Below are 12,529 nucleotides of genomic sequence, written 5' to 3'. Positions count from 1 at the left end.
ATGGACGACGGTCTGCGTTTCGCAATCCGTGAAGGCGGCCGTACTGTAGGCGCGGGTGTTGTTGCTAAAGTTATCGGCTAATCGCTTATAACATTTGACGCACCGTGCAAGAAAAGGGCATCATTTGATGCCCTTTTTGTACACTCTTGAAGCAGAACCTGACTCATCAGTGATTTTTATTTATAATCATTGCTGGGACAGGCTCTGAAGAGGTGTTATATACCGGATAGCACCGTGAGCCGTTCGGTCTGGTTTGCCTCGCTCGCGCGGGGCAAAATTATTTGTCTGGTTTACTGTGACAGGTTGATTTATGAGTGCGAATACTGAAGCGCAAGGGAGCGGACGCGGCCTTGAAGTCATGAAGTGGCTGATTGTCGTCTTTCTGCTTATTGTCGCGATCGTGGGTAACAATATTTATCGCGATGTGAACCTGCCTCTGCGGGCATTGTGCGTCGTTGTTGTGATTGCCATTGCCGGCGGCATCGCTCTGATGACTGCGAAAGGCAAAGCAACGGTAACTTTTGCCCGCGAAGCAAGAACCGAAATGCGTAAAGTTGTTTGGCCAACTCGCCAGGAAACATTACATACCACCCTGATCGTGGCAGCGGTTACCGCTGTGATGTCACTGATTCTGTGGGGGCTGGATGGTATTCTGGTCCGTTTGGTCTCCTTTATTACTGGCTTGAGGTTCTGAAATGTCTGAGGCTCCTAAACAACGCTGGTACGTCGTTCAGGCGTTTTCCGGTTTTGAAGGCCGTGTAGCAACATCGCTGCGCGAGCATATCAAATTGAATAACATGGAAGAGCTTTTCGGTGAGGTGATGGTACCTACCGAGGAAGTGGTAGAAATCCGTGGTGGACAGCGTCGCAAAAGCGAACGTAAGTTTTTCCCGGGCTATGTCCTGGTTCAGATGGTCATGAATGATGCAAGCTGGCACTTAGTACGCAGTGTGCCACGTGTGATGGGTTTTATTGGCGGTACATCTGACCGTCCAGCGCCAATCAGCGATAAAGAAGTTGATGCTATCATGAACCGTCTGCAACAAGTCGGGGACAAACCACGTCCTAAAACGTTGTTTGAACCAGGTGAAATGGTGCGTGTCAATGATGGCCCGTTCGCAGACTTTAACGGTGTTGTTGAAGAAGTCGACTATGAGAAGAGCCGCCTGAAGGTTTCCGTATCTATCTTCGGTCGTGCGACACCGGTTGAGCTGGATTTTGCTCAGGTCGAGAAAGCATAATAATTTGTTCGTGCAGTAGGCAGCGATTATTTGTTGCGCAGGGCGTGAGATTGGCATACAATTTCGCGCCTTTTGTTTTTATGCGGACTGTACGCATAAAACGTTTTATCCACGGGGAGCCTTATTGATTAAGGCGCTATAACCCAATAGAGGAAATTTTCCATGGCTAAGAAAGTCCAAGCCTACGTCAAGCTGCAAGTTGCAGCTGGTATGGCGAATCCAAGTCCACCAGTTGGTCCAGCACTGGGTCAGCAAGGTGTTAACATCATGGAATTCTGTAAAGCGTTTAACGCCAAAACAGAATCTATTGAGAAAGGTCTGCCAATTCCGGTTGTTATTACCGTTTATGCTGACCGTTCTTTCACTTTTGTTACTAAAACCCCTCCTGCTGCCGTACTGCTGAAAAAAGCAGCGGGCATCAAGTCTGGTTCTGGCAAACCGAACAAAGACAAAGTGGGCAAAGTGACCAGTGCACAGGTTCGCGAAATCGCAGAAACTAAAGCTGCGGACATGACTGGTGCTGACATTGAAGCGATGATTCGCTCAATCGAAGGTACTGCTCGTTCCATGGGCCTGGTAGTGGAGGACTAAGAAATGGCTAAACTGACCAAGCGCATGCGTGTGATCCGTGACAAAGTTGATGCAACTAAGCAATACGACATCACCGAAGCTGTTGCCCTGCTGAAAGAACTGGCTACTGCTAAATTCGTAGAAAGCGTTGACGTTGCTGTTAACCTCGGCATCGACGCTCGTAAATCTGATCAAAACGTCCGTGGTGCAACTGTTCTGCCACACGGTACTGGCCGTTCAGTACGCGTTGCTGTATTTGCCCAAGGCCCAAATGCTGAAGCGGCTAAAGCTGCAGGTGCAGAGCTGGTAGGCATGGAAGATCTGGCTGATCAGATCAAAAAAGGTGAAATGAACTTTGACGTTGTTATCGCATCACCAGATGCAATGCGCGTTGTTGGCCAGCTTGGCCAGGTTCTGGGTCCACGTGGCCTGATGCCAAACCCAAAAGTAGGTACTGTAACGCCTAACGTTGCTGAAGCAGTTAAAAATGCTAAAGCAGGCCAGGTTCGTTACCGTAACGACAAAAACGGCATCATCCACACTACCATCGGTAAAGTGGATTTCGATTCCGTTCAATTGAAAGAAAACCTGGAAGCGCTGCTGGTTGCCCTGAAAAAAGGCAAACCATCACAGGCTAAAGGCGTGTACATCAAGAAAATTAGCCTGTCTACCACTATGGGTGCAGGTGTTGCGATTGACCAGTCTGGTCTGACCGCAGTAGCGAACTAATAATCGCCTTTACGTGGGCGTAAGAGTAGTCTATTATCTTACGCCCATTGTTCTGCTAAGCAGAGCATCTATTCAGTTCGACGTATGCTGAACAGAATAGAAAGAATTTTCGGTTGGAGCCTGGCCTTATCCAGGCCTCCGTCCAAGACCGCAGGTGCTTTGAAAGAAGCTTAATTTCCTGCGTAGACGGTGACAGAACCTGAAGAATATTTTAGATAGTCTTTAGCTTGTTTCTGCTCACCGTATGTAGATGCGTTTTCCCATTTTGGTTAAACGTGAAGTGAGTTCCGGGAATTTTTCCCGGCTAAAACCCAGGAGCAAAAGCTAATGGCTTTAAATCTTCAAGACAAACAAGCGATTGTTGCTGAAGTCAGCGAAGTAGCCAAAGGCGCGCTGTCTGCTGTTGTTGCGGATTCCCGTGGCGTAACAGTAGACAAAATGACCGAACTGCGTAAAGCAGGTCGCGAAGCCGGCGTTTACATGCGTGTTGTTCGTAACACCCTGCTGCGCCGTGTTGTTGAAGGCACTCAATTTGATTGCCTGAAAGACGCGTTTGTTGGTCCGACCCTGATTGCATATTCTATGGAACACCCGGGCGCTGCTGCTCGTCTGTTCAAAGATTTCGCGAAAGCGAATGCAAAATTTGAGGTCAAAGCCGCTGCCTTTGAAGGTGAGCTGATCCCGGCATCCCAAATCGATCGCCTGGCAACTCTGCCGACTTACGAAGAAGCACTGGCACGTCTGATGTCGACCATGAAAGAAGCCGCTGCAGGCAAATTGGTCCGTACTCTGGCTGCCGTTCGCGATCAGAAAGAGTCAGAAGCTGCTTAATAGCGCTTCCCTTTCTATTGCATTTGCTTACGTATAAACTTATTCTGATTTTCAGGAACAATTGTTATGTCTATCACTAAAGATCAAATCTTAGAAGCAGTTGCCGCTATGTCTGTAATGGACGTTGTTGAACTGGTTTCTGCTATGGAAGAAAAATTCGGTGTTTCTGCTGCTGCTGCTGTAGCTGTAGCTGCCGGTCCTGCTGAAGCTGCTGAAGAAAAAACTGAATTCGACGTAATTCTGAAAGCTGCTGGCGCAAACAAAGTTGCTGTAATCAAAGCCGTTCGTGGCGCAACTGGTCTGGGCCTGAAAGAAGCTAAAGATCTGGTTGAATCTGCACCTGCTGCCCTGAAAGAAGGCATCAGCAAAGATGACGCAGAAGCTCTGAAAAAATCTCTGGAAGAAGCTGGCGCAGAAGTTGAAGTTAAATAAGCCTGCCATTCTGGTAGCAGCCTGAGAAATTAGGCTGATGGCTGGTGACTTTTTAGTCACCAGCCTTTTTGCGCTGTAGGGTTTCAATAGGGTTTCACGCTGTTTGACTATTGAAAACCTCACAATGTATGTCTCTATCGACGCCTTAATATACTGTGACTTTCTACGCCGGGAGTTCCGGGGTAAAGCACAATGAAATGGTTTAAGAGTGATAGAAACAGACATTGCGGAAAGTGTTCCACTTTCCGATCCACAAAATAGTGTTGCATAAACTGTCCCTTTCTGTGGGCAGATGGGTCGACTTGTCAGCGAGCTGAGGAACCCTATGGTTTACTCCTATACCGAGAAAAAACGTATTCGTAAGGATTTTGGAAAACGTCCACAAGTACTGGACATTCCTTATCTCCTTTCTATCCAGCTTGATTCGTTTCAGAAGTTTATCGAGCAAGATCCTGAAGGACAGTATGGTCTGGAAGCAGCCTTCCGTTCCGTCTTCCCAATCCAGAGCTACAGTGGTAACTCAGAACTGCAGTACGTCAGCTATCGTCTTGGCGAACCCGTTTTTGATGTTAAAGAATGTCAAATCCGTGGTGTGACTTATTCTGCTCCACTGCGCGTAAAACTGCGTCTGGTTATCTACGAGCGCGAAGCGCCGGAAGGAACCGTTAAAGACATTAAAGAACAAGAAGTCTACATGGGTGAAATTCCACTCATGACTGACAACGGGACCTTCGTTATTAACGGAACTGAGCGTGTTATCGTTTCTCAGTTACACCGTAGCCCGGGCGTGTTCTTTGACAGTGACAAAGGTAAGACCCACTCTTCAGGGAAGGTACTGTATAACGCACGTATCATTCCTTACCGTGGTTCATGGCTGGACTTCGAATTCGACCCGAAAGATAACCTTTTCGTGCGTATCGACCGTCGCCGTAAATTACCTGCGACTATTATTCTGCGTGCACTGAACTACACCACAGAGCAGATCCTCGACCTGTTCTTTGATAAAGTCACGTTTGAGATTCGCGATAATAAGCTGCAAATGGAGCTTATTCCTGAACGCCTGCGCGGTGAAACGGCCTCTTTCGACATTGAAGCCAACGGCAAAGTTTATGTTGAAAAAGCACGCCGTATTACAGCGCGTCATATCCGCCAACTGGAAAAAGACGATATCAAACATATCGAAGTTCCGGTTGAATATATTGCGGGTAAAGTGTCTGCAAAAGATTACATTGATGAGTCTACCGGCGAGCTAATCTGCCCGGCAAACATGGAACTCTCTTTGGATCTGCTGGCCCGTCTGAGTCAGTCCGGCCACAAACGTATTGAAACACTGTTCACCAATGACCTGGATCATGGTCCTTATATTTCTGAGACCGTCCGTGTCGACCCAACCAGCGATCGTCTGAGCGCTCTGGTTGAGATCTACCGCATGATGCGTCCTGGTGAGCCGCCAACACGTGAAGCAGCAGAAACACTGTTTGCTAACTTGTTCTTCTCTGAAGACCGCTACGACCTGTCTGCTGTTGGTCGTATGAAGTTCAACCGTTCTCTTTTACGTGACGAGATTGAAGGTTCCGGTATCCTGAGCAACGATGACATCATTCAGGTGATGAAAAAGCTCATTGATATCCGTAATGGTCGTGGCGAAGTGGATGATATTGACCACCTCGGTAACCGTCGTATCCGTTCTGTTGGCGAAATGGCGGAAAACCAATTCCGTGTTGGCCTGGTGCGTGTTGAGCGTGCAGTTAAAGAGCGTCTGTCTTTAGGCGATCTTGATACCCTGATGCCTCAGGATATGATCAACGCCAAGCCTATCTCAGCAGCAGTGAAAGAGTTCTTTGGTTCCAGCCAGCTGTCTCAGTTTATGGACCAGAACAACCCACTGTCCGAGATCACCCATAAACGTCGTATTTCTGCGTTGGGTCCGGGCGGTCTGACTCGTGAGCGTGCAGGCTTTGAAGTGCGTGACGTACACCCAACCCACTACGGTCGTGTATGTCCAATCGAAACGCCTGAAGGTCCAAACATCGGTCTTATCAACTCCCTGTCTGTTTATGCACAGACTAACGAATATGGTTTCCTCGAAACGCCATATCGTCGTGTTGTTGATGGTGTAGTCACTGACGAAATTCATTACCTGTCTGCTATTGAAGAAGGTAACTACGTTATCGCTCAGGCAAACACCAACCTCGACGAAGCCGGTCGTTTCGTTGATGACTTGGTTACCTGCCGTAGCAAGGGTGAGTCAAGCTTGTTCAGTAATGACCAGGTTGACTATATGGACGTATCGACCCAACAGGTCGTTTCCGTCGGTGCATCCCTGATCCCGTTCCTGGAACACGATGACGCCAACCGTGCATTGATGGGTGCAAACATGCAACGTCAGGCAGTACCAACCCTGCGAGCTGATAAGCCGCTGGTAGGTACTGGTATGGAACGTGCTGTTGCCGTTGACTCCGGTGTTACTGCCGTAGCTAAACGTGGTGGTACTGTCCAGTACGTTGATGCTTCCCGTATCGTTATCAAAGTAAACGAAGACGAGATGTATCCTGGTGAAGCGGGCATTGATATCTACAACCTGACCAAGTACACCCGTTCTAACCAGAATACCTGTATCAACCAGATGCCTTGTGTGTCTCTGGGTGAACCAGTTGAACGCGGTGATGTTCTGGCTGATGGTCCATCTACTGACCTTGGTGAACTGGCGCTTGGCCAAAATATGCGCGTGGCATTTATGCCATGGAACGGTTACAACTTCGAAGACTCCATTCTCGTCTCAGAGCGTGTTGTTCAGGAAGACCGTTTCACCACTATTCACATCCAGGAACTGGCTTGTGTGTCTCGTGACACCAAACTGGGGCCAGAAGAGATCACTGCAGACATCCCTAACGTGGGTGAAGCGGCGCTGTCTAAAGTGGATGAGTCCGGTATTGTTTACATTGGTGCAGAAGTCACTGGCGGTGACATTCTGGTGGGTAAAGTCACACCTAAGGGTGAAACCCAGCTGACACCAGAAGAGAAACTTTTGCGTGCTATCTTCGGTGAAAAAGCCTCTGATGTGAAAGACTCTTCTCTGCGTGTACCTAATGGTGTTTCCGGTACTATTATTGACGTGCAGGTCTTTACTCGCGATGGCGTAGAAAAAGACAAGCGTGCGTTAGAAATTGAAGAGATGCAGTTGAAACAGGCGAAGAAAGATTTGTCTGAAGAACTGCAAATTTTTGAAGCGGGTCTGTTTAGCCGTATTTATGCGGTGCTGGTTGCTGGCGGTGTTGAAGCTGACAAACTGGACAAACTGCCTCGTGATCGCTGGCTTGAACTGGGCCTGGCGGACGAAGAGAAGCAAAACCAGCTGGAACAGCTGGCTGAGCAGTACGACGAACTGAAGCATGAGTTTGAGAAAAAACTCGAAGCCAAGCGCCGTAAAATCACTCAGGGCGATGACCTGGCACCTGGTGTGCTGAAAATCGTTAAAGTGTATCTGGCTGTGAAACGTCAGATTCAGCCTGGTGACAAAATGGCTGGTCGTCACGGAAACAAAGGTGTTATCTCGAAGATCAACCCAATCGAAGATATGCCTTACGATGAAAACGGAACACCGGTAGACATCGTATTGAACCCGCTGGGCGTACCATCGCGTATGAACATCGGTCAGATTCTTGAAACCCACCTCGGAATGGCAGCTAAAGGTATCGGTGAGAAAATCAACGCGATGCTGAAGCAGCAACAAGAAGTGGCTAAGCTGCGCGAATTTATCCAGAAAGCTTACGATCTGGGTTCTGATGTGCGTCAGAAAGTCGATTTGAACACCTTCACTGATGAAGAAGTTCTGCGTCTTGCTGAAAACCTGAAGAAAGGGATGCCTATCGCAACCCCAGTCTTCGACGGTGCGAAAGAAGCTGAAATTAAAGAGTTGCTGAAACTGGGTGATCTGCCGACTTCTGGCCAGATTACGCTGTTCGACGGCCGTACAGGTGAGCAGTTCGAGCGTTCTGTAACTGTAGGTTACATGTATATGCTGAAACTGAACCACTTGGTCGACGACAAAATGCATGCGCGTTCTACCGGTTCTTATAGCCTGGTTACTCAGCAACCGCTGGGTGGTAAGGCTCAGTTCGGTGGTCAGCGCTTCGGTGAGATGGAAGTGTGGGCACTGGAAGCTTATGGTGCCGCGTATACCTTGCAGGAAATGTTGACCGTTAAGTCTGATGACGTAAATGGCCGTACCAAGATGTATAAAAACATCGTGGATGGTAACCATCAGATGGAACCGGGCATGCCGGAATCCTTCAACGTACTGTTGAAAGAGATCCGCTCGCTAGGTATCAACATCGAGCTGGAAGACGAGTAATCGTTGCTCAAAAGGTCCAGGGTGCCCGACTGATGTCGGGCATCACAGAGTGCTAACTCCGACGGGAGCAAATCCGTGAAAGACTTATTAAAGTTTCTGAAAGCGCAAACTAAAACTGAAGAGTTTGATGCGATCAAAATTGCTCTGGCATCCCCAGACATGATCCGTTCATGGTCTTTCGGTGAAGTTAAAAAGCCGGAAACCATTAACTACCGTACGTTCAAACCTGAGCGTGACGGCCTTTTTTGTGCTCGTATTTTTGGGCCAGTAAAAGACTATGAGTGCCTGTGCGGTAAGTACAAGCGCTTAAAACACCGTGGTGTTATCTGCGAGAAGTGTGGCGTTGAAGTTACCCAAACTAAAGTACGCCGTGAGCGTATGGGGCACATTGAGCTGGCTTCTCCTACTGCGCACATCTGGTTCCTGAAGTCTCTGCCATCCCGTATCGGCTTACTTCTGGATATGCCACTGCGTGATATCGAACGTGTACTGTACTTTGAATCCTATGTGGTTATCGAAGGCGGTATGACTAACCTCGAGCGCCGTCAGATCCTGACTGAAGAGCAGTATCTGGATGCGCTGGAAGAGTTCGGTGACGAATTTGACGCGAAAATGGGTGCGGAAGCTATTCAGGCCCTGCTGAAAAGCATGGATCTTGAGCAAGAGTGTGAAACTCTGCGCGAAGAGCTGAATGAAACCAACTCAGAAACAAAACGTAAAAAGCTGACCAAGCGTATCAAGCTGCTGGAAGCGTTTGTTCAGTCTGGTAACAAGCCAGAGTGGATGATCCTGACCGTTCTGCCGGTTCTGCCGCCAGATCTGCGTCCGCTGGTACCGCTGGATGGTGGTCGTTTTGCGACTTCTGACCTCAACGATTTGTATCGTCGTGTGATTAACCGTAACAACCGTTTGAAACGCCTGCTGGATCTGGCTGCGCCAGATATCATCGTGCGTAACGAAAAACGTATGTTACAGGAAGCGGTCGATGCACTGTTAGATAACGGTCGTCGCGGTCGTGCCATCACGGGTTCAAACAAACGTCCTCTGAAATCTTTGGCTGATATGATCAAAGGTAAACAGGGTCGTTTCCGTCAGAACCTGTTGGGTAAACGTGTTGACTACTCCGGTCGTTCTGTTATCACCGTAGGTCCATACCTGCGTCTGCATCAGTGCGGTCTGCCTAAAAAAATGGCACTGGAGCTGTTTAAACCATTCATCTATGGCAAGCTGGAACTGCGTGGTCTTGCTACCACCATCAAAGCTGCTAAGAAGATGGTTGAGCGCGAAGAAGCGGTTGTTTGGGATATCCTGGACGAAGTTATTCGTGAACACCCAGTACTGCTGAACCGTGCACCAACCCTGCACCGTTTGGGTATCCAGGCGTTTGAACCTGTTCTGATCGAAGGTAAAGCTATTCAGCTGCACCCACTGGTGTGTGCTGCGTATAACGCCGACTTCGATGGTGACCAGATGGCAGTCCACGTTCCACTGACGCTTGAAGCCCAGTTGGAAGCGCGTGCTCTGATGATGTCGACCAACAACATCCTGTCTCCTGCGAATGGTGAACCAATCATCGTTCCATCTCAGGACGTGGTCTTGGGTCTGTACTACATGACTCGTGACAAAATCAATGCCAAAGGCGAAGGCATGGTACTGACCGGGCCGAAGGAAGCAGAACGCATTTACCGTGCGGGTCTGGCTGAACTTCACGCTCGTGTAAAAGTCCGCATCACCGAGTATGAAAAGAATGAGCAGGGCGAATTCGTCCCTAATACCCATCTGGTTGATACCACTGTGGGCCGTGCCATTCTGTGGATGATCGTACCTAAAGGCCTGCCATTCTCTATCGTGAACCAGGCGTTGGGTAAAAAAGCCATCTCCAAAATGCTGAATACTTGTTACCGTATTTTGGGTCTGAAACCAACGGTCATTTTTGCTGACCAGACGATGTATACCGGCTTTGCTTACGCAGCGCGTTCAGGTGCTTCTGTTGGTATTGATGACATGGTTATCCCGGCCAAGAAAACGGAAATCATTTCTGAAGCTGAAGCCGAAGTGGCTGAAATTCAGGAACAGTTCCAATCTGGTCTGGTAACGGCAGGTGAGCGTTACAACAAGGTTATCGATATCTGGGCTGCGGCGAATGACCGTGTCTCTAAAGCGATGATGGATAACCTGCAGACTGAAACCGTGATCAACCGTCATGGTGAAGAAGAACAGCAGGTTTCCTTTAACAGCATCTACATGATGGCCGACTCCGGTGCGCGTGGTTCTGCAGCACAGATTCGTCAGCTGGCAGGGATGCGTGGTCTGATGGCTAAACCAGATGGTTCAATCATCGAGACCCCAATTACTGCGAACTTCCGTGAAGGTCTGAACGTACTCCAGTACTTCATCTCAACCCACGGTGCACGTAAAGGTCTTGCGGATACCGCACTGAAAACAGCTAACTCCGGTTATCTGACTCGTCGTTTGGTTGACGTTGCTCAGGACTTGGTCGTTACTGAAGATGACTGTGGCACCCTGGAAGGCATCACCATGACCCCGGTTATCGAGGGTGGCGATGTTAAAGAACCACTGCGTGATCGCGTTCTGGGTCGTGTAACGGCGGAAGATATTCTGAAGCCGGGTACTGCGGATATTCTGGTCCCACGTAACACCTTGCTGCATGAGCATTGGTGTGACCTGCTGGAAGCGAACTCTGTTGACAGCGTGAAGGTACGTTCCGTGGTTGGTTGTGAAACCGATTTCGGCGTGTGCGCGCATTGTTATGGTCGTGACTTGGCTCGTGGTCATATCATCAACAAAGGTGAAGCTATCGGGGTTATCGCGGCACAGTCCATCGGTGAACCAGGTACACAGCTGACGATGCGTACCTTCCACATCGGTGGTGCGGCATCTCGTGCGGCGGCTGAATCCAGTATTCAGGTGAAAAACAAGGGTAGCATCAAGCTTAACAACGCGAAGTCTGTTGTTAACTCCAGCGGTAAGCTGGTTATCACCTCTCGTAACACTGAGCTGAAACTGATCGACGAATTTGGTCGTACCAAAGAAAGCTACAAAGTGCCTTACGGTGCGGTGATGGGCAAAGGTGATGGGGAACAAGTGAGCGCCGGGGAAACCGTAGCGAACTGGGATCCACATACCATGCCAGTTGTCACTGAAGTGAGTGGTTTCATCCGCTTCACTGATATGCTTGATGGACAGACCATTACTCGTCAGACCGACGAATTAACAGGCCTGTCTTCACTGGTTGTTCTGGATTCTGCAGAACGTACCGCCGGTGGTAAAGACCTGCGTCCAGCATTGAAAATTGTTGATGCTAAAGGTGGTGATGTCCTGATCCCTGGTACTGATATGCCAGCGCAGTACTTCCTGCCAGGTAAGACTATTGTTCAGCTGGAAGATGGCATTCAAATCAGCGCGGGTGATACGCTTGCACGTCTGCCACAGGAATCCAGTGGTACTAAGGATATTACCGGTGGTCTGCCACGCGTAGCGGATCTGTTTGAAGCTCGTCGTCCGAAAGAGCCAGCAATTCTGGCTGAAATCAGCGGTATCATTTCCTTCGGTAAAGAAACCAAAGGGAAACGTCGCCTGGTTATCACCCCGATTGATGGCAGTGATCCGTACGAAGAGATGATTCCGAAATGGCGTCAGCTGAACGTGTTCGAAGGTGAACGTGTTGAACGTGGCGACGTGGTATCCGACGGTCCTGAGTCTCCACATGATATCCTGCGTCTGCGTGGTGTTCATGCGGTCACGCGTTATATCGTGAACGAAGTACAGGACGTTTACCGTCTGCAAGGCGTTAAGATTAACGATAAACACATCGAAGTTATCGTTCGTCAGATGCTGCGTAAAGCAACCATCGTCAATGCCGGCAGTTCGGACTTCCTGGAAGGGGAACAAGCGGAATACTCTCGCATTAAGATCGCTAACCGCGAACTGGATGCGAACGGCAAGATCAACGTGACTTATGCACGTGACCTGTTGGGTATTACCAAAGCATCTCTGGCGACTGAGTCCTTTATCTCAGCGGCATCGTTCCAGGAAACTACTCGCGTTCTGACTGAAGCCGCGGTAGCAGGTAAACGTGATGAGCTGCGTGGCCTGAAAGAGAACGTTATTGTGGGTCGTTTGATCCCGGCTGGTACCGGTTATGCCTACCATCAGGATCGTGTCCGTCGTCGTGCTGCTGGCGAAACGCCAGTTGCTCCACAGGTCAGTGCAGAAGAAGCAAGCGCTAGCCTGGCAGAGCTGCTGAACGCAGGTCTGGGCGGTAGTGACGATTAATACCCCGTTATTTATCCCTCTCTAGTGGGTAAATAACCGCCTGTTTAAGCCCCGGTAAGTAAACACTTACCGGGGC

General features: G+C 49.2%; 9 protein-coding genes. All 9 read left to right on the top strand.

Going from position 1 to position 12,529, the window contains the following annotated elements; genetic code table 11:
• On the top strand, positions 1-81 hold an 81-nt coding region (locus JK154_RS16940; protein ID WP_211993893.1), incomplete at its 5' end, for a hypothetical protein.
• 229 nt (positions 82-310) lie between these two features.
• Positions 311-694, top strand: a complete 384-nt coding sequence (secE, locus tag JK154_RS16935) for a preprotein translocase subunit SecE (protein ID WP_211993892.1) — start codon at positions 311-313, stop codon at positions 692-694.
• Position 695: 1 nt separating this feature from the next.
• Complete coding sequence (gene nusG, locus JK154_RS16930) at positions 696-1,241, top strand: transcription termination/antitermination protein NusG (protein ID WP_211993890.1); 546 nt, start codon at positions 696-698, stop codon at positions 1,239-1,241.
• Between the two features lie 162 nt (positions 1,242-1,403).
• The gene (gene rplK, locus JK154_RS16925) at positions 1,404-1,832 is read left to right on the top strand and encodes a 50S ribosomal protein L11 (protein WP_211993889.1); all 429 of its coding nucleotides are present in this window, start codon (positions 1,404-1,406) and stop codon (positions 1,830-1,832) included.
• A gap of 3 nt (positions 1,833-1,835) precedes the next feature.
• Complete coding sequence (rplA, locus tag JK154_RS16920) at positions 1,836-2,540, top strand: 50S ribosomal protein L1 (RefSeq protein ID WP_211993888.1); 705 nt, start codon at positions 1,836-1,838, stop codon at positions 2,538-2,540.
• Positions 2,541-2,867: 327 nt separating this feature from the next.
• Positions 2,868-3,371 (top strand): 50S ribosomal protein L10, encoded by a 504-nt coding sequence (rplJ, locus tag JK154_RS16915; RefSeq protein WP_211993886.1) that lies wholly within the window; start codon positions 2,868-2,870, stop codon positions 3,369-3,371.
• A 66-nt stretch (positions 3,372-3,437) separates the two neighbouring features.
• Positions 3,438-3,803 carry a 50S ribosomal protein L7/L12 gene (gene rplL, locus JK154_RS16910; RefSeq protein WP_211993884.1) on the top strand — a complete coding sequence of 122 codons (366 nt, stop codon included), beginning with the start codon at positions 3,438-3,440 and terminating at the stop codon, positions 3,801-3,803.
• A 325-nt stretch (positions 3,804-4,128) separates the two neighbouring features.
• Positions 4,129-8,157, top strand: a complete 4,029-nt coding sequence (rpoB, locus tag JK154_RS16905; RefSeq protein ID WP_211993883.1) for a DNA-directed RNA polymerase subunit beta — start codon at positions 4,129-4,131, stop codon at positions 8,155-8,157.
• Positions 8,158-8,232: 75 nt separating this feature from the next.
• Entirely contained in the window at positions 8,233-12,453 is a 4,221-nt protein-coding gene (rpoC, locus tag JK154_RS16900; RefSeq protein WP_211993882.1) for a DNA-directed RNA polymerase subunit beta', read from the top strand.
• Positions 12,454-12,529: the final 76 nt, after the last annotated feature.

The sequence above is a fragment of the Citrobacter sp. JGM124 genome, assembly GCF_018257795.1.
Taxonomy (GTDB): domain Bacteria; phylum Pseudomonadota; class Gammaproteobacteria; order Enterobacterales; family Enterobacteriaceae; genus JGM124.
This window is presented reverse-complemented; position numbering and strand designations above follow the sequence as displayed.